Annotated in this window: 23 protein-coding genes and 1 pseudogene; 7 read left to right on the top strand and 17 right to left on the bottom strand. The window is 68.5% G+C overall.

All coding sequences use genetic code 11. The features are described from left to right. Positions 1–55 precede the first annotated feature (55 nt). The 10 genes and pseudogenes from AB0E90_RS27440 to AB0E90_RS27395 all read right to left on the bottom strand — a co-directional run bounded on the left by AB0E90_RS27440 (position 56) and on the right by AB0E90_RS27395 (position 7,201). Positions 56–385 (bottom strand): DUF4031 domain-containing protein, encoded by a 330-nt coding sequence (locus tag AB0E90_RS27440; protein ID WP_360411561.1) that lies wholly within the window; start codon positions 383–385, stop codon positions 56–58. A 99-nt stretch (positions 386–484) separates the two neighbouring features. Next, positions 485–1,591 (bottom strand): hypothetical protein, encoded by a 1,107-nt coding sequence (locus AB0E90_RS27435; protein WP_360411558.1) that lies wholly within the window; start codon positions 1,589–1,591, stop codon positions 485–487. Further along, positions 1,588–1,794: a hypothetical protein gene (locus AB0E90_RS27430; protein ID WP_360411555.1), complete on the bottom strand. Its 207-nt coding sequence runs from the start codon at positions 1,792–1,794 to the stop codon at positions 1,588–1,590. The genes AB0E90_RS27435 and AB0E90_RS27430 overlap by 4 nt, the downstream gene beginning before the upstream one ends. Before the next feature lie 374 nt (positions 1,795–2,168). Then, positions 2,169–2,474: pseudogene (locus tag AB0E90_RS27425) on the bottom strand (hypothetical protein); the annotation flags it as partial. Beyond that, positions 2,471–3,457 (bottom strand): hypothetical protein, encoded by a 987-nt coding sequence (locus AB0E90_RS27420; RefSeq protein ID WP_360411552.1) that lies wholly within the window; start codon positions 3,455–3,457, stop codon positions 2,471–2,473. The gene AB0E90_RS27420 and the pseudogene AB0E90_RS27425, both read right to left, overlap by 4 nt. A gap of 110 nt (positions 3,458–3,567) precedes the next feature. After that, the gene (locus tag AB0E90_RS27415) at positions 3,568–3,966 is read right to left on the bottom strand and encodes a hypothetical protein (RefSeq protein WP_360411549.1); all 399 of its coding nucleotides are present in this window, start codon (positions 3,964–3,966) and stop codon (positions 3,568–3,570) included. Positions 3,967–4,036: 70 nt separating this feature from the next. Further along, a complete protein-coding gene (locus AB0E90_RS27410; protein WP_360411546.1) occupies positions 4,037–4,954 on the bottom strand; it encodes an FtsK/SpoIIIE domain-containing protein in 918 nt (305 codons plus the stop codon). A gap of 14 nt (positions 4,955–4,968) precedes the next feature. Continuing rightward, entirely contained in the window at positions 4,969–5,418 is a 450-nt protein-coding gene (locus tag AB0E90_RS27405) for a single-stranded DNA-binding protein (protein ID WP_360411543.1), read from the bottom strand. Between the two features lie 63 nt (positions 5,419–5,481). After that, positions 5,482–6,291 carry a hypothetical protein gene (locus tag AB0E90_RS27400; RefSeq protein ID WP_360411540.1) on the bottom strand — a complete coding sequence of 270 codons (810 nt, stop codon included), beginning with the start codon at positions 6,289–6,291 and terminating at the stop codon, positions 5,482–5,484. A gap of 157 nt (positions 6,292–6,448) precedes the next feature. Continuing rightward, positions 6,449–7,201: a GntR family transcriptional regulator gene (locus AB0E90_RS27395; protein ID WP_360411537.1), complete on the bottom strand. Its 753-nt coding sequence runs from the start codon at positions 7,199–7,201 to the stop codon at positions 6,449–6,451. A gap of 80 nt (positions 7,202–7,281) precedes the next feature. Here AB0E90_RS27395 and AB0E90_RS27390 point away from each other — a divergent pair, with 80 nt between their 5' ends. Continuing rightward, on the top strand, positions 7,282–8,373 hold the full coding sequence (locus AB0E90_RS27390; RefSeq protein WP_360411534.1) for a DUF1152 domain-containing protein: 1,092 nt from the start codon (positions 7,282–7,284) through the stop codon (positions 8,371–8,373). 145 nt (positions 8,374–8,518) lie between these two features. Here AB0E90_RS27390 and AB0E90_RS27385 read toward each other — a convergent pair whose 3' ends face one another. The 3 genes from AB0E90_RS27385 to AB0E90_RS27375 form a co-directional block, all read right to left on the bottom strand. After that, positions 8,519–8,938: an NUDIX hydrolase gene (locus AB0E90_RS27385; protein WP_360411531.1), complete on the bottom strand. Its 420-nt coding sequence runs from the start codon at positions 8,936–8,938 to the stop codon at positions 8,519–8,521. A 22-nt stretch (positions 8,939–8,960) separates the two neighbouring features. After that, the gene (locus tag AB0E90_RS27380) at positions 8,961–9,452 is read right to left on the bottom strand and encodes a hypothetical protein (RefSeq protein ID WP_360411527.1); all 492 of its coding nucleotides are present in this window, start codon (positions 9,450–9,452) and stop codon (positions 8,961–8,963) included. A 1,404-nt stretch (positions 9,453–10,856) separates the two neighbouring features. Beyond that, positions 10,857–11,204: a hypothetical protein gene (locus AB0E90_RS27375; RefSeq protein ID WP_360411524.1), complete on the bottom strand. Its 348-nt coding sequence runs from the start codon at positions 11,202–11,204 to the stop codon at positions 10,857–10,859. A gap of 314 nt (positions 11,205–11,518) precedes the next feature. On the opposite strand from AB0E90_RS27375, the gene AB0E90_RS27370 reads away from it, so the two are divergent. Continuing rightward, complete coding sequence (locus tag AB0E90_RS27370; RefSeq protein ID WP_360411521.1) at positions 11,519–11,776, top strand: hypothetical protein; 258 nt, start codon at positions 11,519–11,521, stop codon at positions 11,774–11,776. 558 nt (positions 11,777–12,334) lie between these two features. Here AB0E90_RS27370 and AB0E90_RS27365 read toward each other — a convergent pair. Then, positions 12,335–12,613, bottom strand: coding sequence for a hypothetical protein (locus AB0E90_RS27365; RefSeq protein ID WP_360411518.1), 279 nt, complete (start codon positions 12,611–12,613; stop codon positions 12,335–12,337). 73 nt (positions 12,614–12,686) lie between these two features. Between AB0E90_RS27365 and AB0E90_RS27360 the strand changes: the two genes are divergently transcribed. Both AB0E90_RS27360 and AB0E90_RS27355 read left to right on the top strand, forming a co-directional pair. Then, the gene (locus tag AB0E90_RS27360) at positions 12,687–14,021 is read left to right on the top strand and encodes a helix-turn-helix transcriptional regulator (protein ID WP_360411515.1); all 1,335 of its coding nucleotides are present in this window, start codon (positions 12,687–12,689) and stop codon (positions 14,019–14,021) included. 85 nt (positions 14,022–14,106) lie between these two features. Next, a complete protein-coding gene (locus AB0E90_RS27355) occupies positions 14,107–14,709 on the top strand; it encodes a hypothetical protein (protein ID WP_360411512.1) in 603 nt (200 codons plus the stop codon). On the opposite strand, the gene AB0E90_RS27350 is transcribed toward AB0E90_RS27355, so the two are convergent. Then, positions 14,706–15,548 carry a helix-turn-helix transcriptional regulator gene (locus tag AB0E90_RS27350; RefSeq protein WP_360411509.1) on the bottom strand — a complete coding sequence of 281 codons (843 nt, stop codon included), beginning with the start codon at positions 15,546–15,548 and terminating at the stop codon, positions 14,706–14,708. The genes AB0E90_RS27355 and AB0E90_RS27350 overlap by 4 nt on opposite strands. A gap of 102 nt (positions 15,549–15,650) precedes the next feature. On the opposite strand from AB0E90_RS27350, the gene AB0E90_RS27345 reads away from it, so the two are divergent. From AB0E90_RS27345 to AB0E90_RS27335, 3 genes are read left to right on the top strand one after another with little or no spacing between them, the layout of a single operon-like run. Further along, the gene (locus tag AB0E90_RS27345) at positions 15,651–16,550 is read left to right on the top strand and encodes an SDR family NAD(P)-dependent oxidoreductase (RefSeq protein ID WP_360411506.1); all 900 of its coding nucleotides are present in this window, start codon (positions 15,651–15,653) and stop codon (positions 16,548–16,550) included. 59 nt (positions 16,551–16,609) lie between these two features. Continuing rightward, positions 16,610–17,758, top strand: coding sequence for an MFS transporter (locus AB0E90_RS27340; protein ID WP_360411503.1), 1,149 nt, complete (start codon positions 16,610–16,612; stop codon positions 17,756–17,758). 30 nt (positions 17,759–17,788) lie between these two features. Continuing rightward, positions 17,789–20,866 (top strand): BTAD domain-containing putative transcriptional regulator, encoded by a 3,078-nt coding sequence (locus AB0E90_RS27335; RefSeq protein ID WP_360411500.1) that lies wholly within the window; start codon positions 17,789–17,791, stop codon positions 20,864–20,866. Here AB0E90_RS27335 and AB0E90_RS27330 read toward each other — a convergent pair. Beyond that, a complete protein-coding gene (locus AB0E90_RS27330) occupies positions 20,792–21,571 on the bottom strand; it encodes an ABC transporter permease (RefSeq protein WP_360411497.1) in 780 nt (259 codons plus the stop codon). The two genes, AB0E90_RS27335 and AB0E90_RS27330, sit on opposite strands and share 75 nt — an antisense overlap. Next, positions 21,568–22,497 carry an ATP-binding cassette domain-containing protein gene (locus tag AB0E90_RS27325; protein WP_360411494.1) on the bottom strand — a complete coding sequence of 310 codons (930 nt, stop codon included), beginning with the start codon at positions 22,495–22,497 and terminating at the stop codon, positions 21,568–21,570. Before AB0E90_RS27325 ends, AB0E90_RS27330 begins: the two co-directional genes overlap by 4 nt. Positions 22,498–22,503: the final 6 nt, after the last annotated feature.

Here is a 22,503-nt window from a genome sequence, read left to right as displayed (position 1 = left end):
GCGACGTTGATCGAGGAGCCGCCGGCTCCGCAGAAGATGTCAGTGAAGGTGAGGCTCATCGGAGCGCCTCCGACGTCTGCCGGGCGGCGGTGCGGCGGGCGGCGATGAGCGCGCCGAAGTCGCGGATGTCGATCGGGATGGCACCGGCGTTGATGGCGCGGGTGCGCATGGTGTCGACGACGTCGTAGTGGTAGTGCACACAGACCCCGTCGGGGGCGGGGCAGGTGGCGTAGCGGCAACGGGCCTGGAGCCAGGCCGGCCGCAGGCCGATGCGGGCAGCGAACGCCTGCAACTCGGTGGGGGTGTCGGCTGTGAGATGGGACCAACGGCCGGACAGGTGGCCGACGGTGGTGGGGCAGCGGTAGTTGTCGACGTAGACGGTCACGGCGGGGTTCTCCTTGGTGATGGGGTGGGGTCGGCTCGTCGGCCGGGGCCGTGCCCGAAACAAGGTGTTTCGGGCACGACGCTCAATCGGCGAGACGGGTCAGCGGGCGGCCTTGACGGTCGTGCCGTTGACGGTCGGGACCGGTGTGGTGGGGCTGTGCGGGCCGAGGTCGAGCACGGCCAGGGCCTGTGCGGCCTGTTCGGTGTTCACCCGTGCGCGGGCGGCGAGCTGGTTCGCGGTGATCGGCGTGCCGTGCTCGGTGCGGTACTGCGTGGCGATCTCGCGGGCCTTGACCAGCAGGGCCGGATCGACGGGCAACGGCAGGGACAGCTGTGCAGGCTTCGGCTCGGTGACAGAGATGTCGAGGGCGGAAGCGGCCAGCGGCTGTGCCGGGGCGGTCGACGCGGTCCTACGGGGCCGGGGCTTGGAGGCGCCCGCAGCAGCCGGCCGGGTGGCGGTCGGTCGCAGCGGAACCTTCGTCGGGCTCGGGGTGACCCGGACGGCAACATCGGCCGGGGTCGGTACGGGCTCGGTCCGGGTGGCCGTCACGGGTTCCGGCGTTACGGCCGGTGTCGTGGACGGCTGCGGGGTGTCTGCCGGTCGCGGCGCGGTGATGCTCGGCGTCGCGCCGGCGGGCAGGGTCGGGGCCGGAGCCTGGACAGGGTCCGGGACGGCCGGGACGGACACGGAAGTTGCGGTCCGCGCGGGCTCGTTGGCCGGTGCGGTGCCGGAGGCGACCGGGGTGCGGTCGATCTCGCGGCGGATCAGGGCACGCATGTGGACGGCCAGGGCGGCGACGGCCGGCGGAAGTGCGCCGACGACCGCGGCCAGGACCACGCGCCATGACTGGTCGGTTTCGGATTGGGTCATGAGCAGGTGGTAGGCGGACTGGGCGGCGATGCCGATGCCCGCTGCACCGTAGGTGTTCTTCTTGGCGAACTCGGCGACCGTCGCCGGGACGTTGGACATCCACAGCACCAGGGCGACAACGACGTATCCGTCGATCGCGACCGGCATCAGCCACGCCACCTTCAGGGTGACGTCGATGACCGGAAGTGTTGCAGCGCTGGTGAATCCGGACAGGACCGCCATCGCGATCCAGGTGGACGCCGACAGGGCGAACGAGGCCGCCAGGACCGCCCAGGAGGCGAACGCAGCGAGCCGGGGTTCCCCGGTGCGGCCGGTGTGGTTGTTCAGGTTGGTCATCGGGTCAGCTCCTCGCCGGGTTCGGCGAACTGGGAGAAGCCCAGGACGATGATCGAGTGCAGGCCCGTGTGGTCATGCAGCTCGCGGGTGATCTCCGCGACGTCCTGTGTCGAGCAGATCGGCTCGGACCGTGTGATTTCGACGCTGCCGTAGGAGAGGCGGCCGTTGTTGTTGGCGATGTACGAAACGAGATAGCGGATCATCGGTGCGCGTCCTTTCCGGCGAGGTCGAACAACGACGTCGCCTGGTAAGCAGGTGTCGTCGGCGGTTCGGGCCTCGTGCTACGGGCCGCACGGGTGACCTTGGAACGGTTGGCCTTGAGCAGGTCTTCGAACTGCTCCGGGGACAGTCGGGCGACCGCTTGCAGGTCCTCTCCACGCCGCCGCTTGAGCAGCGGACGCACGGTGGCGTTCGTGGGACAGTCCAGGACGTTGTCGGGGTAGCGGTAGCCGCATCCCGGGCACACCGAAGCGGCCGGGATACCGGGGTCGTGATCGGCGAACACCTGCACGAGGGTCGCCACCGTGACGCTGATCCCGGCCTCAAGAAGCCGGCGGTCAAGCGCGCCCCGGTCGGTCCGGTCGCCGTAGCGCTGTTGCGCGGCCTGCTTGCTGATACCAAGCCGGTCGGCGATCTCGGACCACGAGTAGGAGTAAGGAGCCTTGCGCAGTCCGGCGACGGCAATGCGGGTGACCGCGTCGACCTCGCTGGACAACTGCGACAGCGAGGCGAGTGCCTCAACGTCACCGTTGGCGACGCGGCGAGCGTTGGCCCGCAGAATGCGCCGCACGAACGCGTCGAACGCAGCGTTCTCCACCTCACGCTTGGACCGCTTCGCACGCGGTTTCGGCGTCAAGGAGGGCTTGACGGTGTTCTTGCTCATCGGACGTCACCGCCCTCGGACCCACCGTCGTGCCAGTCGTGGTCGCAGAACGCGGGGCCGTCCCCCTCGTCGATGGCCACACGCACCGCCCGGCGGCTACTCCCGCAGTACGGGCAACGCGCGACACCACTCGGCACGAGCATTTCCGCGAGCGCGACTATGTCAGCGTTGTGCTGGTCGATGACCCGAAGGGCGTCGATCAGCTCGTGCGCCGGCCGGGTGGCCGCGTCGCGAAGAACACGGGTGACGTCCTCGACACGGCGACCGCGGGCGTCGTTGAACTCGTACGATTCCGAGCCGTCCTCGGCCAGCAGGTACCGGTCGAGGTGCAGCACGGCCGCTTCGAAGTCCAGGAAGCCGGGGTCGTCGAAGTGTTGCGCCGGAGCGTCGACCGGGCCGCCGTAGCAGACCATGCCGATCGCGCCGACCAGGCACGCCGGAGGCGCGAACGACCCCGAGGTGGCGTCGTAGTAAGCGCCTTGGATCCAGCCGTGCCGCTTCAGATAGGCAGCAGCCAAGCGCAGCACCCGGGCGGTGGTCTCGTCGTCGGTCTCGGTGACCAGGTCGACCGGGCAGGTCGACGGGGCCGTGTCCGCCCCGGTGACGAGGTAGCCGTGCGGGTTGTCCGCAGGGACCACGTTTCCGCAGTCCGGGCACACCGGTTCGTCCCACACGTACACGCAGGACATGTCCGTGCCGCACTTGCGGCAGGAGACACCGGGGCCGCCACAGAGAACTCGCTGTGCAGGCTGCGCAGCGGGCTGCATAAGCGCGGCCCGACCAGCGTCGGTCACGTCGTAACCGACCGGCTCGGTTTCGGCCGGGGCCGAGATCACCGGGTGGGCCGCCGCGTTGACGGCTTGTGCGATCCAGGTGCGGAAACGGTGGCCGTTGGTCAGCAGCCCAGCAAGCTGGGCGGCGATGCCAGTCTCACCGTCGGAGTGCTCAGGACCGTAGTTGCCCTGATTCTGGGTAGGGTTCATCGTGCCGACTCCTTCCATCGGATGTGGGTTTGGTGTCAGGGCGGCGGCACAGGTCGCTTTCCACGGCAGATTCCTGTGTCGTCCGCTCGGGTTAACCGTGTCGGTGCTGGTCAGTGCCAGTGCTGCACGATGGTGATGCAGCGGTGACCGCCGAACCCGAGGCTGACCACGAGGACCAGGACGACGGGCAGGGCGAGCACGCCCAGGTCCAGGGCGGCCAGGAAGTTGAAGACCAGCCGGCCGATCACGGCGACCAGGCCGAGGAAGGCCAGGCCGACCAGCGCTCCGAAGCCAGTCCAGAACCGGCGGTATTTACGGTCGCGTTCCTTGATCTCGGCCTGGCGGGTCTTCCAGCGCAGGTACAACTCGGTGTTGCGCTGTTGCTGCCGGATCATCTCGGCCGGGTTGAGCAGGCCGTACCGCTGAAGATCGGACTGCATGGCGGGGTCGACGTAATGCACGACCCTGACCGGCTGAACCGGCTGGACGGAGGTATTGCGTCGGGCCATGATGTTCGGCCCTCCTTCCACTCGGAGTGGTGATGTCCGCCCGGGGATTCCGGGAGGTCTTGAGGGCGCGTCAGGCCGCCGGCGGCAGCAGCCGCAGATTGCGGTGGCCGTCGTCGGTGGCGGTGGCGCGCATGTCGGCCGCGTAGGCGGCGATGGCCGCACAGGTGCGGTCATCCAGGTAGGCGGTCTTGACCAGCTGCGGACTGCCACCCTCAGCAATCAGCAGACCGGCGCCGGGGTTGTTCGGGCTGACCGCGTTCGCAGTCCAGCCCTTGTTGGCCCAGCCGTGCCCGAGGACGATGTCCGACGAGCTGTCGTTGGTGCACCGCCCGGCGAACCGCCACGCGAACAGATCACGCAGCGACGTCGGGATGATGTCCGAACTCGGCCGCTGGGTCGCGGCGATGACGATGATGCCGACCGCACGGCCACGAGCGACCAGGTCGCGCAGCAGCGCCGCGAACTCTTCGCGCTGCTTCTTGTCACCGGTCGTCGCGCTGTAGTAGGCGATCTCGTCGATCGCAACCACATACGGGTCGAATGCGTCCGGAACCCAGGAAATCTCACCGGTCACCGGCGAGAGGGTTTGAACCTTCTCGGCCACCTTGCGGCGCTCGGCGTCGAGCAGGAACCCGTACCGGTAGTCCATCATCTTCTGCAACTTGGCCAGCAAGACCAACGCTTCGACGATGTTCGGACCGATGAATGCCTCAGCGCATTTACGCCACTGGCCCAGTTCGACCTGCTTGCCGTCCAACAGGATCAGTTTGCAGTTCGCACACAGCGCCGCATACGCGACCAGCACGTTCAACAGGGCCGACTTACCCGCGCCCGGCTCACCACCGATCAGCAAGTTGCGCCAGATCAGCCGGATCAGCACCTGCACGCCGAACTCATCGATCCCGATCGGAACCTGGTCGAAAATCGACAGGGGCAGGCCGGGCTTAACCGGGCCAAGTGCCGACTTCGCGGCGCGGACAGGGAGCATGTCCTAGGCCCCTGTCAGATCGTCGCCGGAGCGGCGATGCTCCAGGCGTCGTCCTGCGGAACGTCAGGGGTGAACCCGTCGCCCTTGCCGCTGTTGCGGTTCATCTTCTGCACCTTGGCCTGAGCGAAGCGCAGGCTGGGGCCGACCTCGTCGACGTCCAGGCCGTACGCGGACCGCTTCTCCTGGGTTTCCTTGTCCTCCCAGCGCGACAGCTTCAGCCGGCCGGTGACGATGACGCGGGTGCCCTTGGCCAGCGACTCGGCGATGTTCTCGGCGATGTCGCGGAACGCGGTGCAGTTCATGAACAACGGGTCGCCGTCCTTCCACTCCCCGGACTGGCGGTCGAGGGTGCGCGGCGTGGACGCGATCGTGAACTTCACCATCGCGGTGCCATTCGGCAGGAACCGCAGCTCGGGGTCGGCGGTCAGGTTGCCGACCATGGTGATGCTGGTTTCGTTCGCCATCTCAGTTCTCCTCGTCGGTGATGGCTCGGGACGGGACTTCCTTCGGCACCCAGGTGCAGGCGGTCATCGGCGACCACCACGCGTCGGTTCGGGTGCCGGAGGCTCTTGGATATCGGCCAGCTCCAGGCCGATCGGCGGGACGGCCGGGGACACCGGCACGTCCGCTCCGGTGTTGCGCAGGCTCGGGATCAGCAGCGCCAGCGGCGAGTCGATCCGGCCCGTCAACGGGTCACGGCGGGCGATGTCGACGCGCAGCAGCGCGGCGTACCGCTCCGACGCGGGAGCGATCCGGACCTGCTTGGCAATGCACGCGACCGCGATCAGACCTGCTTTGCCTTCCAGGTCTTCCAGCGCCAGGCCCGGCCGTAGCCACAGCCACACCCGCTCACCCGCGAGCGTCGGCCGTGCCCACAGCAGCAGCGGCAACGCCGCCGGACGGCCACCTGTCACCCGCACCTGCGAGCGGACCAAAGTGGCGAAGCACAGCCGGAGCCGGTGGCGAACCACCGCGCACCACGACCACGCATACACGAATCGGCGCGACCGGCGCGGTACGAACACTGCCGCCGCGACCGCCAGCAGGAGCGCCGAAGCGATCCACCAGACCGTCAGATGCGCCACCGTGACCCAGCCACCCGCTACGAACACCCAGCCGGTGATCTCGAAAGACCACCACCACAACGTCCGCAGCACCGGCCATACACGCACCAGCACCGCCGCCACCAACGCGCACACGACACCGGCCAGCGCACCCAGCACCACCGCCAACAGCAGCGGACAGAACACGCTCGCGACCGCTGTCACCAACGCATCGGACACCAGGCCCACGACCAACGCCGTGACCCCGGCACGCCGCGCGTACCACTGCGACACCGGTGGTTCGACGATTGCGACCGATCCAACTGCGGGAGTGTTCAGAACACCACGTGTCATGAAACTCACCTCCTCTCGTAAGTGGACCATACCACTTACTGGCTAGTGGTATATGCCAACTTAGTCAGAAGGCGAGGCCTAATCCCGAACCGGGAACTTAGGCCTCGATGGGGTACTCCTGCTCGATGCTCCAGGCATCCGGCGGGTACACCGACTCCGCGAACTCGAGGATTTGGTCCGCCGTGTCATAGACCGTGTGCCGGTACGCGAGAATTGCGGCCGGTCCATCGCCAAGCTGGAGCAGCGCAGCCTCTTCAGCCGTCGCGAGACGGGCGGAGGTTTGGTCACGCGCGTAGGACGCGGTTCGGCCCGTCGTCGACTCGACGTACCGTACGCTTCCGATCCCGCCCAGTGTGACCGGCTCCAGAAGGCGTGGGGCGTGCTCTGCCAGCGATGGCGGCCACCACGACGTGGCAATCTCTGCTGGGCCGGAACTCTGCCGGGAGATGAGTCGACGCCGGGTCATCGCCTGGGCCGGCTGTTCGAGCCCCAGTGCCTCGGCGACATGCTCGGGCGCATCGACGACGCCGACCGTCAGTAGTTCCATCGACTCATCGGCGGCGTACTGCGCACCCTGCGTCCGGAAGCGGTTGTACCGGTGCGAGGCCCGCCGGTGAGTACGCACATCGCGGACGCGCGTGCCTGAGCCCTGCTGTGAATCGATCAGGCCCTCCCGCCGTAGCGTCTCCAGCGCTCGCGTTGCAGTCGGTCGCGCCACGCCCCACGTGTCGGCAATCCTGCGCTCGCTGTCTACCTCATCACCCGGCTGCAGGTCGCCCTGGAGGATTCGATCCCGGTAGTGAGCGGCAATCTGCAGGTACTTCGGCAGGACAACCTTGATTTCGGGCACAGGTACACGCAATCTACTGGAGATCAACTAAAGGTATAGGCCATTGGCCACCTCTAGCCTACCGTCGTAGTGTGAGCCCGGTGAGTACGACACTGTCCGTTGCCGCAGGTGGTGGAGGCGACGCCCTCGCCGCCCTGATCGTGGGACAAGCCCTCGATCCCCAGGGCGCCGCTAACCGTGTCGTCGCCAGCTTCTCGTGGGATAGGTACATCATCGATCCCACTCCCGGCCCCAGGACGGCCGAGGACTTCGACGGCCTCCTTCAGCACGCACCCCACGTCTGGGAAGTCACCGCCCACAGCAAACTCCGCGCGGGCGGAACGTCCGGCCTTACCATCCTCGCCGAGTACACCGAAGGACGCTTCTTCCTGCTCGACCCCTCCTGGGGAGCCGAAGGCCTGCGCCAGCAGCTCACCGAGCTGGCCGCCCTGGTGAAGGCCGTCGGCGTGACGTTGGTGGACGTGGGCGGCGACATCGCGGCAAGTGGCCACGAACCCGAACTGTCAAGCCCGCTAGCCGACTCACTCGCATTGGCGGCGGTCGCCGGCCTCCCGCTGCCCGCCCGAGTCGTGGTCGCTGGCCCCGGTCTCGACGGCGAGCTACCCGGGAATTACGTGCGCGAAGCCATGACAAGGGCGAGCATGGTGACTCACCGAGTCAGCGCCGAGGATGTACGGCCGTTCATGACCGCCCTCAACCACCACCCGTCCGAAGCAACCGCCCTGCTGTCGGCGGCAGCCCTCGGCATAGAGGGGAGCGCAGAGATCCGCGACAGCGCCGCACTGGTCCCGATCGACGCCTCCAGCGCCGACCTCCTTATAGCAGAGGTCGACGCACTCCTGGCTGTCAACCACGTCGCACAAGACCTGATGAACGCCCGTTCGCTCGCCGACGTAGAAACAGCCACCCGTGAACGTTGCGGACGAACCGAACTTGACCACGAAAGACGAAAGGCCGAGGCGCTTTCCCAGCAGCCCTACCAGCCGCCAACCGCCGACGAGATTCACGCCCGCATCGCGACACACCGGACCCGCGCACGAGAACGAGGGGCAACACTCGTCAGCCTCCGCAGGCTAGGCGAGGTGGTCGGACTCCGAACCTATGAACCAGTACTCATCCGATCCGCCGCGGGAACTCGCAGCATCGACACAGTCCCCTTGTGTCGACTGTGATCTCGATCAGGCGCGCCTTCAAGTTGCTTCCGTGTCAAGGAACGATCATGGCACGTTAACCTTGATTAAAAGCCGCATTGAGCTGCCCAAACTGTCCGCTGGCGTCCATGGACGTCCGGCGGTGAGCACTCTGGTCGTCACCCAGTTAGCCACCCAGTGCCCGACGCTCGCCGGAACGAAGGCGATCATCCAGATACCGCTGCGCAGGTTCATAGATCGGGTACGGGACCAAAGCCATGAGTGAGTCCCGGTCACACCACACGACCTCAGCTACTTCTTCATTGCTCGCCACGTGGGCCGCCCCACCCACCATTTCGCACGCCACGTAAATCATCACTCGACCCGTGTCTGGATGAACCCGTTCGCCGAGACTACCGATCGGTCGCACTGCGAGCCCGGTCTCCTCGAACGTCTCCCGGACGGCCGCCTGCTCACCAGACTCGCTGGGCTCGAACTTCCCAGCAGGAAACTGCCACGAGAGCCGGCCTTCCGCCACCGCGCGGCGGACCAGCAGAACCCTCCCGTTATCGACCACAACGGCCGCCGCAACCTTGCCGTCATTCATGTCTTCTTCATCGCCATCTCCACTACTGCCAAAAAATCGGTCCAATAAAAAGGAAGTACAGCATTACAGCAATCACGGAAATAGGCAGAAGGGCGCGAGCAAAAAATCTCAAACTCTTCCACGATGAACGAGTCTCATGCCTCAGAAATGAGGTGCGGACAATCGCGTTGACCACAGGAGAGAGGAACGCGATCAATATTGCCACTTCAAGAACGAATTCCCACATCGATCGCGCCGAATGTCCAGCCACTACGCTAAGTGCTTTAATTTCAACGAATGCGAGCACGAGAATGGATAACCACATGGCAAAGATCAGGTGGTCTTGCTCAGGAGTCGGCCTTCTGGAAATAGGCTGCCGAACCCGCAGGCCAGAAGCTTTCATGCGATAGGTAGGTCGCGAGCCGTTTGCTCGATTCGCCGTGAATCGTGCCAGAGAAGAACGTAGTTCTAGTCCGAGAGCCAGGACTATCACCGGAATTACTTGGGCCAGTAAGGACGCATATTCCTTCGACACGTTGCCAAGTTAGCTCATCCAGGCAAGTGCCTGCTTTAGGTGATCACCCTCAGATGATCGCTTCTCTGTGGATCACCATCCGACTGCTGCCGGCGTTGCCGTCACGACGGACAACCACACTTACCTTTAACCGATCGAGTCACACCGAACCGGTTGGATCAAGTCGAATACGAGGTCAGACGGCCTGCGTCGGTTGCGCTCGACTGCGTGCGGTCGGATCGATTGCTGTATCTCGCTGCTGTGCGGCCCCGGTTGCCATCAGTAGGTAGTTCATCCGGCCCTGTCTGGACGCTCCGGCGACGCTGTGTGCTCCGTTTGGGGCTTTCGACGACCACTCCCGGCGCGCACCATCAAGGAGATGGCTCCGCTAGAATTCGGCGTAGCCTTCAATCCAAGGCTATCGCGAGCTACGTTAAGGAAGCTCATCAGGGCGCGTTCGTGACCGTCGTACTCGTCCTGTGCCAAATGTTCATCTTCGGCCACCAGGCTATTTGCCGTATTGTTAATTAGTGTAGCTAACTCAAGTGCTGCGTGCTGAAGCACTGGGGGAGAAACTAGACTAATCGAAGCGGCCAATGCTGTTACTTCTCGCGTCGATTTGAGTACCTCTTCGACGTCATATAGACGCGAGGAGTCAGTACGTTTTGTAATCCAAAGAATATCAAGGCACGCAAAATAGCTGGCTGCAAATTCCGCGTACAACGCTTGACGACTAGATAGCCACCTATTTTTTTCCTCCCGTCGACCGGTGATAAGTTGACCAAGAAGAACGCCTAATATTGCGAACGCGCCAGCGACAACGGGGGTTCCCCACCACGGTTGGTTCTGCACGGATGTGGAGGCTATACGAGGTGGGGGTCGTTAACGCGCAGTGTGTCAAAGATCTATCTGCTGTCAATGAAGGCTTGACACCTCGTCGAGTGAGGGCGGCGGCGTGCGCTTACGTGCGGGCAAGCCACCGGCCTGCCGCTTGGCCCCTGACCGCTTAGGGTCGCAGAGGCTCCACCGCCCAGGGCGGCCGAGTTGTGGCCGTCGCTTGCGACGCGAAGCGCCCTTGACGGTGGAGGGGCGGCCCGGACACCATGCGCGCCGCCGCACCCGGAACTCGACGGCCGCAACTCGCCCTGCGGCCCGGCGCGGCAGTCGGCCGCGTCGCCCAGGCCCAGCCGGTCGGCCGCCAGCCAAATCCCCCCACCCCCTCCAGCCCTTAACGGTCTTCGGTAGGCCCGACCCTTCGCTTTCCACGAGTGTCGACGAGGAGCGGTTAGCGTGCCGCAGCTCTGTCTTGCCGCTGCGGCGGTGCGCTGCCCTCGGCGACGGAGTGAGCGGCCCGTTTCGGGCCGCCTTGAACAAGTACGGAACTCTGAAGGCGACTTTGGGTTGCCTGCCCGGCGAAGAACCACCTCAGCCGAAGAACTGACCTCTGATGTGCGAGTGCCTTCCCTCATGCCTATCGAACAAGACGCACCCGTTGTCGTCCTCCTCCTCATCCCCCGGGAACCGCTCGGCAGTGCAGAGGGCCAACGGGTTGATCTCCGAAGCCGCGAGCGACCACTGAACCCACCATTGGGTATTGAAGGAATGCTGCCCAAGAGCGGCATGAAAACCGGAATGGCCCCGCTCCAGTTCGCAGTCCAGGCGCTCCAGCAAGCCGTGAGCGGGCATCGGCAGACAGGCCAGAAACTCAAGCTGCCGCGCGTCAAGGTCGATCGCAGCCGGGCAGTAACGAGACACCCCATCGACGGTCGTCATTACTGAATCCTAAGGTTTGCAGTCGACTGCTGGCGTGTCGCACGACATTGAAGGGACCCTTCCGAGCGCTACCGCTGCTGCGTTGTCGGTGAGAACTTTCTCTACATCTTCAAGGCGGCCCTGCGGGCCGCACGCGGGCCACTTCGTCCGGCCGTCCGCGCCTTGCCGCTTCGCTCCCGGCGCGGCCCGGCGGTGGCCACCGCGACACCGGCGGACACGACGAAGCCCCGGCATCCTCACCATCGAGGAGCCGGGGCCTCAGCTACCACAGCCACGGGCCGCCGCTACACCAATCGGGGTGGCACCCTGTCCTGATGGCGACGCATCCGGGTGAACGACTCAACGACGCCGAGCTGCGGGACCTTGTCCGCTTGCTTGCGAGGTACGCCGAGCACGACCTGGACCAGTTCGACAACTGGCAGATCGAGACCGCCTACGGCCCCGTTTACGTCGCCATCAGCCGCGAACTGGCGCCCGGCTGGCCAGCCGAAGCGTTCGCGCCCATCTGGCCGCCGCTGCCGCATACAGCTAAGGGCGTGGCCGGCGCAACGGACGATGCCTCCGGCGGGTAGGGCCTCCGGCCCTACGACCCGGGAGGGCCTCCGGCGGCCGGGGCTCCGCCCCTGGACCCAGGGCGACTCTGGGATGGCCGCACCCCAGCGGCCCATCGCACACCGGAGGCAGCCAGCCCGCGCCTGCCCGGTCAAGGTCGTTCGTCCAGTAGGGCGCTCCACCTTGACCGGGCAGGCGCGGCCCGGCCGAGCAAGGCTTGCGCGACGGGATGCCACTCCAGCACACGGACCACTCACTCTCTTCAAGATCAAGGCCCGGATACCCCTCAAGATCATGCGGCCCAACCAGGGCACAACGCCCGCCGTAAACACCTGAAAAGCGATGGCAACGAGCGCGAACGATATGGCCTGCTCAGCGTCACCATTGCGACCACCGACGCAGGTCAGCGCACTCCCCCGCTTGGTTCGAGATGTACTACAACGTCTGACCTGACGTAGCACGCTGACCCACGCTCGTGGCCTCCGCCAAGATCTCGGCGACGCACGAAAGCGGCGGTCACTGCCGGCTTCGAGCCGGCGGTGGCCGCCGCTTCGTCGTGTGCCGGGGCCCGTTGCGGATCAGAGCAGCCAGCCGCCGACGACCACGGCGGCCAGGAGCGCCAGGGCGGCGAGAGCGCCGAAGCCGAGCCAGAAGCGGCGGAGCTTCCTGTCTCGCTCCCGGATTTCGGCCTGGCGGATCTTCCACTGCAGATACAACTCGGAATTGCGCTGCTGCCGGCGGATCATCTCGGCGTGGTTGAGCAGCCCGTACCTCGTGAGGTCGGCGTGCATGGCCGGGTCGATGTAGTGCACGACTCGGGTCGGGTGGGTGTGTTCTACGGGCTGTCGTCGGGCCATCAGATCGGCCCTCCTTCCACCGGAAGTCAGCTCCAGTTCAAGGGTGACCTGCGCCGTACAATCAGGGCAGCTGTTGGGTTTCGGCCAGTCGTTAGCCGAATCGGGGTCTTTAGTGACTAACCAGACAAGTCACACTTTTCGGCAGGCGTTGCGCAGCCTAAGGTCGAGCCGTGAACTGTCTCAACAGCAGCTCGGCCGGCTCGTCAACTACAGCGGGGCGTACATCTCGGACCTCGAGCTGGGCCGGAAACCGATCCACGCTGAGCTCGCTGCCGCACTCGACGCGGCGCTCGGGGCCGGCGGATCGCTACTCGCAGCCGCGGAGCGCAACATCGCAGAGCCCCTCGACCAGCCGTGGACGAAGGAGATCGCATCTACAGCGCTCTCCGGGGTGGCTGAGTCGGCCCTGATGGATCGTCGCAATTTTCTGGTTCTCACCAGCACCACCGCGGCGAACCTCGCCAACGCCTGGCACGATGCGCCGATCGAGCCACTTGCCGTCAACGGTGGTGGGCGGGTGACGCAGGAGGTGGTCGACCGGCTCCAGGCCCGGGTCCAGGAGCTGTGGCACCTGGATGACCTCATCGGCGGCGGCGGATGCCTGGACACCGCGGTCAGCGATCTCCGGCTGACGAATCGGCTCATCAATCGAGGGCGTTACTCCGAACCCGTCGGTAAACGCCTGTTCTCCCTGGCCGCCGCCCTCGCGCGCTTCTGTGGGTTCGTCGCGTTCGACGCCGGACGCGGCGCTGCCGCGCAGCGGTTCTGGCACGCGGGATTGCGTGCCGCCGCGGCAGCCGGCGACACCGACCAGGGCATCTACATTCTGTCCAACCTGGCCCTGCAGGCGATCTACGAAGGCGACGGTCAGACGGCCGTGCAGATGCTCGACGTGGCCAAGGACCGGGTCGACCCGTCCGCGAAGACGGTGTTGTCGATGCTGGACTGCTGGGCGGTCCGTGCGCACTCCGTCTCCGGCGACAAGCGGGCTGCGGCTCACGTGCTCAACCGGGCGGACGACCTGTGGGCGCGACGGCACATGGCTGACGATCCGTCGTGGGTCTACTGGATGCCGCAGCCCTCGCTGACGGCCGAGGCGGGCACGGCGCTGATGGAGATCGGTGATCTTCCCGCGGCCGAGCGCTCACTGATCGCCGGGATGGCGACCCTGGACGAAGGATCAGCCCGCGAGAAGAGCCTCTACCTGACTCGCATAGCGGAGGTCCAGCTTCTGGATTCCCGCTTGGACGAGGCGATCGTCACCGCTCACGGTGCCATCGACGCCGCGGACGGAGTTGATTCGGCCCGGGTCCGGGCTCAGCTGGGCCGGTTGATCGACCGATTGCCCGCGAACGAGCCCGCGGTGGCCGAGTTGCTGATACATCGCTCCGAAGGAACCTTTGCCTAGTGTCCGGAGTGGCTTTGGCGGGTAGGGGTCGGGGATGGAACTCGGACCGGGTGAGCCGGCGGCAGGGCCCTGGCAGCTTGAATCGGTGAGTTCGTTCGCCCGGAGGCTGGCTGAGGCGGCGGGTGCGCCGGTAGGGCGGCCGCGGATTATCGCCGTCGACGGGCGTGGTGGTGGCGGCAAGACGGCGCTTGCCGGGCGGCTTGCGCGGGAGATGCAACCCGCCGGTGTCGTGCACTCCGATGATGTGGCGTGGGCGCACTCGCGCTTTGGGTGGGATGGGCTGATGCGTGGTGGGGTTCTTGAACCATTGCGTGCTGGGGAGGCCGTTCACTATCGGCCGTCGGGGTGGGACGCGGACGGGCGGGAAGGCTGGCTTGACGTGGCCTCGGGGCTGTCGGCGGTGATCGTCGAAGGGGTCGGGGTTTCACGGCGTACGCTGGCGGCGCTGTTTGATGTGGTGGTTTGGGTGCAGTCAGATTTTGCTGAGGCCAAGCGCCGTGGGATCAGCCGGGACATGGCTGAGCTCGGCCGGGGCGCGGCGGCCGCCCAGTTGAACTGGGACGAGTGGGCGGCTGAGGAAGTGCCGTTCCTGCTGGCGGACCAGCCGTGGCAGCGGGCGCACTTCGTCGTCGGGACCGCCTCCTCGCTTCCGCACGATCCGGAGACGGAAGTGGTCGTCGCGCGTTAGACCAGGGTCTGCGTGCCCAGGACGATGGCCAGGGCCAGGCGTTCGGCGTCGGCGGTGGCCGGCTCGGCGGTGTAGACCATGATGCGCAGGTCGTCCTGGGCGACGATCAGCGTGTCGCAGTCCAGTGTGATGCGGCCGACCGCGGGGTGGTCGATGACCTTCTGTTTCGCCGGTTCGGGCGGCCGCGGCGGGGCGTCCGCCTCCCACAGCTCGGTGAAGCGCGGGCAGGCCTCCCCCAGGTCGGCGATGAGGCGGCGTAGCGCTCGGTCGGCCGGGTAGCGGGAGGCGGTCAGCCGCAGGTCGGCGACGAGCAGGGCCTCGTGGGCGGCCTGTTCCTCTCCGGTGTGGACGACGCGGGTGTTGTTGCCGGTCAGGTTGCGCCAGATGGCGTTGCGTTCGATGCCGTGCCAACTGGTCGTGTCGCCCATCAGGGCGTCGTAGCCGGCGTTGGCGAGGATGACGGTCCAGCTCGCGTCGTAGACGACGACCGGGTTGTTCGCCAGGCGGTCGAGCAGGCGCTGCACGCTCGCGGTGACCCGGGACGAGATCACGCCGAGGCCGGGGGCGGCGTGGCCGGCCAGCTGATAGAGCAGGTCGCGCTCCGTGCCGGGCAGCCGCAGGGCTCGCGCCAGCGCCTCCACCACCTGCGCCGACGGGGCGGTGGCCCGGCCCTGCTCCAGGCGGGTCAGGTAGTCGGCCGAGATGCCGGCCAGTCCGGCCAACTCCTCGCGGCGCAGGCCGGTTGCGCGGCGCCGGCGGCCGAGGGGCACTCCCACGGTCTCGGGTGACACCCGGTCGCGCCAGCGGCGCAGCGCCCGGCCGAACTCCCACGTCTCCACGCGTTCCAGTCTGCGCGCGTCGAAATGCGTTGTCCTGGCCCTGCCATTCCTACGACAACGGAACGACTGCCTGGCCGTACGCCTCGGGCCCATGCTCGAACCATGACAATCACGATGATCACCGGGCCCACCCGAGGCCTGGGCCGGGCCGCGACGCTGGCGATGGCCGGCCGTGGGACCGAGTTGTTGCTGGTGGGGCGGGGCGGCCAGGCGTTGACCGAGGTGGCCGGCGAGGCGCGTGCACGGGGCGCCACGGTGCACGAGATCGGCGCCGACCTGTCCCGGCTCGCCGAGGTGCGGACGGCTGCGGTCCGGGTCAAGGAGTTGCTGGCCGGGCGGCCGCTGAACGCGCTGGTCGCCAACGCCGGCGCGATGTCGTCCGACACCCGGCAGGCGTCCGCCGACGGATACGAACTGACCTTCGCGGTCAACTACCTGGCTCACGCGCAGCTCATCGGCGACCTGCTCGGCGACATCGACGGCCGGGTCGTGCTGCTCGGCTCGAACACCTACAGCGCCAACTTCTGGCGCCGGCTGCTCGGCGTGCCGGAGGCGGACTGGCGCGACCCGCTCGAGATCGCCCGGCCCGCCACCGGTGAGAAGAGCCCGGGCGTCAAGGGCAGCGGCGTCGCCTACTCCAACGCCAAGCTGGCCATCCTCTACTACGCCCACGAGCTGCAGCGGCACGCCGGCGACCGGGTGAACGTCACGGTGTTCGAGCCGGGCTGGATGCCGGGCACCTCGCTGGGCCGGGGAGCGCCCGAGTTCGCCCAGGCGATCGGCCGCGCCCTGGGCCGCCTGCCCGGAGTGTCCACCCCGGAACGCTCCGGCCCGGCGCTGGCCGCCCTGGCTCTGGACCCCCAGTGGGCCGGCCTGCGCGACGGCGCGTTCGTGCTGCGCGACCGGGTGATCGAGGTCAAGCCGGTGGCTGTCGACCGTGAGCGGGAGCGCCGGCTGTGGGAAGCGACGGCCGAGATGCTCAGCCGGGCGCAAGTCGGCTGAGACCGGACGCCATGGGAAATGCCGTCGTGCCTCCTCTTGATCGTGGGCATACTGGCCGCATGATCGACAGCGCGGCGACCCGGAGCGTGGTCGCGCTGGGGGCGCTGATGGTGGCGGCGTTCTCCTTCTTCACGGTGGAGATGCTGCCGGTCGGGCTGCTCTCGGTGATCGCCGGTGACGTGGGTGTCTCGGAGTCGACCGTCGGGCTGCTCGTGACCGGCTACGGCCTGACCGTGGCGATCGTGTCGCTGCCGCTCACCCACCTGGTCCGCCGGATCCCCCGCCGATATCTGCTGTCCGGCCTGCTTGCCGTGTTCGTCGCGTCGACCGCGGTGTCGGTGACCGGCGGCTACCGCCTGCTGCTGGGCGGCCGCCTGGTCACCGCCCTGGCCCAGGCCGTCTTCTGGGCGGTCGCCGCGCCGGCCGCGGCCTCGTTGTTCTCCCCGCAGGTGCGCGGCCGGGTGACTGCCGCGCTGATCGGCGGCGGGTCGCTGGCCTCGGTGCTCGGCGTGCCGTCGGCGACCTGGCTGGGTCAGCAGGCCGGCTGGCGCGCCGCGTTCCTCGCCGTGGCCGGCCTCGGCCTGCTGGCGCTGATCGGCGTCGCGGTGCTGCTGCCGACGACCTCGCCGCAGGACGGCAACGCGGCCACCGGATCGGCGCCCGACCGGCGGCGCTACTGGACCATCATCGCCGCGACGACGGTGGCGATCACCGGGGTGTTCGGCGCGTACACGTACATCTCCCCGTTCCTCACCGATGTCAGTGGCTTCGCGCCGAGGACGGTCAGCGTGCTGCTGCTGGTCTACGGCCTGGCCGGCCTCGGTGGGGTGGCGGCGAGCGGCATCCTGTCCGACCGGGCGCCCCGGGTCGCCACGCTGGCCCCGGTCGTGATCCTGACGGCGACGCTGTTCGCGCTCTACCTGTTCGGCGCCGGCCAGGCCGCGACGGTCGCGCTGATCGCGCTGTGGGGTTTCGCCATGCCGCAGATCCCGGCCACCTTCCAAAGCCGGGTGCTGCAGGTCGCGCCGGGTAGCACGGACAACGCGTCGGCGGTCTTCTCGGCGATGTTCAACGTCGGCATCGCGTCCGGCGCCCTGATCGGCGGCCTCCTGCTGCCGCACACCGGCGTGCGCAGCACGTTCCTCACCGCCGGCGCGCTGACCTTCGCTGCCCTGCTCATCCTGCTGAGCGAGCCCCGTAAGCCATAAGCGGTCGACAGAGCAGGCAGAATCGTACGGGTGGACATCGCGGTGCTCGGCCCCGTCGAGCTGCGCGCCGGGGGCGGGACGACCGTGCCGGTGGCGGGCGCGAGGTTGCGTACCCTCCTGCTCCTTCTTGCCCTCGATGCCGGCCGCGTCGTCACCGCCGACCGACTGATCGACGGGGTGTGGGGTGACGAGCCGCCGCAGGCGGCCGGCAACGCGCTGCAGGCGCTGGTCTCCCGGCTGCGCCGCACCACCCCGGAGCTGGTCGTCGAGGCGGCGCCGAACGGTTACCGGCTGGTCATCGAGCCGCACCGGGTCGATGCCATCAGGTTTGTCCAGTTAGCACCGGGGAGCCCGGAGAAGGCTCTCGACCTCTGGCGCGGCGATCTGGACTTTCCCGAGGTCGCCCGGGCCGACGCGGTGCGCTTGGAAGGCGTCCGGCTGGCCGCGCTGCGCCGCAAGCTGGCCGCCCGCCCCGACGCGATCCCCGAGCTGGAAGGCCTGCTGGCGCAACACCCGCTGGACGAGCCGCTGACCGCGCTGCTCATGCGCGCCCTGCAGGATCAGGGCAATCCGGGCCGGGCGCTCGAGGTCTTCGAGTCGCTGCGGGAACGGCTGGCCGACCAGTTGGGCGCCGATCCCTCGGCCGAGCTGACCGAGCTCCACCTGCAGTTGCTGCGGGCGCCGGAGGTGCGGCGGGGCAACCTGCCGGCCGAGATGAGTTCCTTCGTCGGCCGCGAGCAGGACGTGCGCGACGTGCGCGCGCTGCTCGCCGGCCATCGCCTGGTCACCCTGATCGGGCCGGGCGGCAACGGCAAGACCCGGTTGTCGGTCGAGGTCGGCGCGGGCGTGCCGGGCGAGGTGTGGCGGGCCGAGCTGGCGCCGGTGACCGACCCGGCCGAGGTGCCGCAGGCCGTGCTGACCGCGCTGCGGCTGCGCGGCCAGGTGGCAATGAACAGGCCGGGAGCGGAGCCGCTGGCCCGGCTGGCCGAGGCGCTCGCCGGCCGGGAGATGCTGCTGATCCTGGACAACTGCGAGCATCTGATCGGGGCGGTGGCCGAGCTGGCCGACCGGGTGTTGCGGGCGGCGCCGGGCCTGCGCCTGCTGACCACCAGCCGCGAGCCGCTGGGCATTCCGGGCGAACGGCTCTACCCGGTCGAGCCGCTGGCTCTCCCCCCGGTGGGCGCGGACGCGACGACCGCTTCCGCTTTTCCGGCCGTACGCCTTCTGCTCGATCGCGCCCCGGCGTTCCGGCTCACCGCCGGCACCGTGGAGCCCGCGATCCGGATCTGCCGGGCGCTGGACGGCATGCCGCTGGCCATCGAGCTGGCCGCAGCCCGCCTGCGCACCGCCCCGATTCCGGTGCTGGCCGACCGCATCGCCGACCGGTTCCGCATCCTGACCGGCGGCAGCCGCACCGCGCTCCCCCGCCACCAGACGCTGCGGGCGGTGGTGGACTGGAGCTGGGACCTGCTCGGCGACGACGAACGGCGGCTGTGGCGGCGCTTCGCGCTGTTCCACGGCGGCGCCGACGTGGCCGCCGTGGAGCAGGTCTGCGGCGCCGACCTAGACCTGCTCGCCGCGCTGGCCGACAAGTCGCTGCTGGTCCTCGGCCCGGACGGGCGCTACCGCATGCTGGAGACGATCCGGGAGTACGGCTTGGAACGGCTGGCCGAGGCCGGCGAGACCGAGTCGCAGCGGATGGCCCTGGCCGGCTGGCTGCTGGCGCTGGCCACCGCGGCGGAGCCCGAGCTGCGCGCCGCCGACCAGCTGGTGTGGCTGCGCCGGGTGGGCGACGAGCACGACAACTTCCACGCCGCCACCCGCGCCGCGATCGACGCCGGCGACAAGGCCACGGCGGCCGCGTTCGTGGCCCGGCTCGGGTGGTACTGGTGGCTGCGCGGGCACCGGATGGAGGGCGCCGCGCTGTCGGCCGAGGTCGCCGGGATGCCGGGCGACGCCGACCGGGAGGACGTGGCGCTCACCCACACGTTCGCGGCGATCAACGGGCTCGAGGGCGCCCTGACGATCGACTCCGTGCAGCAGCATTTCTACGCGGCCGAGGCGAGCGGCGCCGGGCCGGACGCGGCGCACCCGGCGCTCCGGCTGCTCCGGCCACTGGCGGCGATCTTCGACAACCCCGACCCGGGCGCCGGTTTCGTCGCGGTCGAGCCGCTGTTCGAGGATCCGGATCCGTGGTGCCGCGCCGTCTCGAAGATGATCGTGGCGCATCTGCGGCTGAACTTCGGGCAGAGCGGCGCGGCGGCGATCGCCGACATGCGCGACGCGCTGGCCGGCTTCCGGGCGATCGGCGAGCGCTGGGGCATCGGCTTCACGCTCAGCGCGCTGGGTGACATGGTGGCCGGCGAGGGCGACTTCGCGCAGGGGGTGCGGCTGCAACGGGAGGCGCTCGCGCTGGTCCGCGAGGTCGGCATCCGGGAGGACCTGCCGCAGCTCGAGGTGAAGCTGGCCCACCAGCTCTACCTGAGCGGCGAGCACGACGAGGCGCGGCGGGTGCTGAAGCAGTCGGCGGAGCGGGCCGAGGAGATCAACCTGCCCGAGGTGCTGGCCTCGGTGCAGTACGGCTACGCCACGATCGCCCGGCTCGAGGGCGACCTCGAGGTGGCCCGGGAGATGATCGGCCGCTCGGCGAACATGATGGACAACCCGGCCTTCGCCCCGCAGTTCCTCGCGATGACCCGCAACACCCAAGGCCTGATCGAGGCGGCCGCCGGGAACCTGGAACTGGCGCGGCGCTATCAGCACGAGGCGGTGCGGATCGCGGTGGACGCGCGGGACGCCCCGGTGATCGCCATGGTCGTGGTGGGCCTGGCCGACCTGGCGATGCGCGCGGGCGACCCGGATCGGGCCGCCTTCCTGCTCGGCGCGGCGGACGCGGTGCGCGGCGCGCGGGACCGCACGGTGCCGGACACCGACCGGATCACGTTCGAGGCCCGCGCCGCACTGGGCGACGCGGGCTTCGAGGCGGCCTACCGCCGGGCGGCCGCGGTGACCGCGGCCGGAGTGATCGACCTGCTAGACCCGCCGGCGGAAGGCCCAGACCGAGACCGGGGCGAAGACCACCAGCAGGATCACCGCCCAGATCACTGACTGGGTGACCGGCGTGCCGACCGGGCCGCCGTTGAGCAGCCCGCGCACCGCGTCGGCGAGGATCGACACCGGGTTGACCTTGACCCAGGCCTGCAGCCAGCCGGGCATGGTGGCGGTCGGCGCGAACGCGTTGCTGGCGAAGGTGAGCGGGAACAGCAGCACGAAGCCGAAGATCTGCACCTTCTCCGGTTCGCTGACGAGCATCGCCACCAGCACCGACATCCATGAGGTGGCGAACGCGAAGACCAGCAGCAGGACGTACATGCCGATCACCTCGACCGGGCCGGTGCCGATCCGGAAACCGAGCAGGGTGCCGACCACCAGCAGCAGCGTCACCGCCCACGCCTGCTTGATCACGTCGGCCACGATGCGGCCGGCCAGCGGCGAGAAACGCGAGATCGGCAGCGACCGGAGCCGGTCGAAGACGCCCTTGCTGATGTCGGTGTTCAGGCCGACGCCGGTGTTCAGGGTGGCGAACAGCAGGTTCTGCACGATGATGCCGGGCAGGCCGAACGTCAGGTAGTCGCCGGTGGAGCCGGAGATCGCGCCGCCGAAGACGTAGGTGAACAGCACCAGGAACATGATCGGCTGGATGCTGAAGTCGAGCAGCTCGTACGGGTTGTGCTTGATCGAGACCAGGGTGCGCCAGGCGAGCGTGGCGGTGTTGCGCGCGGCCACGACGGGGCCGACGGTGGTGGCGGTCATGCCGGGCTCCCGGTCAGTGCGAGGAAGACTTCGTCGAGGCTGGGGCTGCGTAGCGCCAGTTCGCTGACCACCAGGCCGGTCTCGTCGAGCCGCCGCACCAGCTTGGCCAGGGCGGTCGCGTCGGTCACCGGGGCGCTGACGATCGGGCCACTGACGTCGACCGGGCCGGACGCGATCGCGCCGACCAGCGCCGCGACCGTGGCGATGTCCTGCTCCGATGCCGGGCGCACGGTCAGGGTCTGCGCGCCGGTGCGGGCCTTGAGCTCGCCGGACGTGCCGGTGGCGATCACCCTGCCGTGGTCGATCACCACGATCTCGTCGGCGAGCTGGTCGGCCTCGTCCAGGTACTGCGTGGTCAGCAGCACCGTGACGCCGTCGCGGACCAGCTCGCGGATGATGTCCCACATGTCGTTGCGGCTGCGCGGGTCGAGCCCGGTGGTCGGCTCGTCCAGGAAGAGCATCCGCGGCCGGCCGACGAGGCTGGCCGCCAGGTCGAGGCGCCGGCGCATGCCGCCGGAGAATTTGCCGGCCGGGCGGTCGGCGGCATCGTCGAGGTGGAACTGGCCGAGCAGTTCGCGGGCGCGGGCCCGCGCGTCCTTCCGGGACTGCCCGAGCAACCGGCCGATGAGCAGCAGGTTCTCCACTCCGGTCAGGGTCTCGTCGACCGAGGCGTACTGCCCGGTGAGACCGATCTGGCTGCGCACCTGGTGCGCCTTGTGGATCACGTCGTAACCGCCGACGGTGGCATGCCCGGCGTCCGGCCGGATCAGAGTGGCCAGGACACGGACCACGGTGGTCTTGCCGGCTCCGTTCGGCCCGAGCAGGCCGAGGACGGTACCCTCGCGGACGGCAAGGTCAACGCCGCCGAGGGCGGTCGTGTCGCCGAAGCGCTTGACCAACCCCTCGGCGACAATCGCATTAGTCATGCCGGC

Origin of the sequence: Actinoplanes sp. NPDC026619 (genome assembly GCF_040638295.1) — a bacterium.
Taxonomy (GTDB): domain Bacteria; phylum Actinomycetota; class Actinomycetes; order Mycobacteriales; family Micromonosporaceae; genus Actinoplanes.
The sequence above is the reverse complement of the archived record's forward strand: the minus strand, read 5'-3'. Positions and strand labels throughout refer to the sequence as shown.

Coding starts and splice junctions, on each gene's coding strand:
- AB0E90_RS27375 (WP_360411524.1), bottom strand. CDS start 11,204: ATGACGACCGTCGATGGGGTGTCTCGTTACTGCCCGGCTGCGATCGAC.
- AB0E90_RS27435 (WP_360411558.1), bottom strand. CDS start 1,591: ATGACCAACCTGAACAACCACACCGGCCGCACCGGGGAACCCCGGCTC.
- AB0E90_RS27430 (WP_360411555.1), bottom strand. CDS start 1,794: ATGATCCGCTATCTCGTTTCGTACATCGCCAACAACAACGGCCGCCTC.
- AB0E90_RS27410 (WP_360411546.1), bottom strand. CDS start 4,954: ATGCTCCCTGTCCGCGCCGCGAAGTCGGCACTTGGCCCGGTTAAGCCC.
- AB0E90_RS27415 (WP_360411549.1), bottom strand. CDS start 3,966: ATGGCCCGACGCAATACCTCCGTCCAGCCGGTTCAGCCGGTCAGGGTC.
- AB0E90_RS27420 (WP_360411552.1), bottom strand. CDS start 3,457: ATGAACCCTACCCAGAATCAGGGCAACTACGGTCCTGAGCACTCCGAC.
- AB0E90_RS27385 (WP_360411531.1), bottom strand. CDS start 8,938: ATGAATGACGGCAAGGTTGCGGCGGCCGTTGTGGTCGATAACGGGAGG.
- AB0E90_RS27405 (WP_360411543.1), bottom strand. CDS start 5,418: ATGGCGAACGAAACCAGCATCACCATGGTCGGCAACCTGACCGCCGAC.
- AB0E90_RS27325 (WP_360411494.1), bottom strand. CDS start 22,497: ATGACTAATGCGATTGTCGCCGAGGGGTTGGTCAAGCGCTTCGGCGAC.
- AB0E90_RS27330 (WP_360411497.1), bottom strand. CDS start 21,571: ATGACCGCCACCACCGTCGGCCCCGTCGTGGCCGCGCGCAACACCGCC.
- AB0E90_RS27345 (WP_360411506.1), top strand. CDS start 15,651: ATGACAATCACGATGATCACCGGGCCCACCCGAGGCCTGGGCCGGGCC.
- AB0E90_RS27365 (WP_360411518.1), bottom strand. CDS start 12,613: ATGGCCCGACGACAGCCCGTAGAACACACCCACCCGACCCGAGTCGTG.
- AB0E90_RS27340 (WP_360411503.1), top strand. CDS start 16,610: ATGATCGACAGCGCGGCGACCCGGAGCGTGGTCGCGCTGGGGGCGCTG.
- AB0E90_RS27370 (WP_360411521.1), top strand. CDS start 11,519: ATGGCGACGCATCCGGGTGAACGACTCAACGACGCCGAGCTGCGGGAC.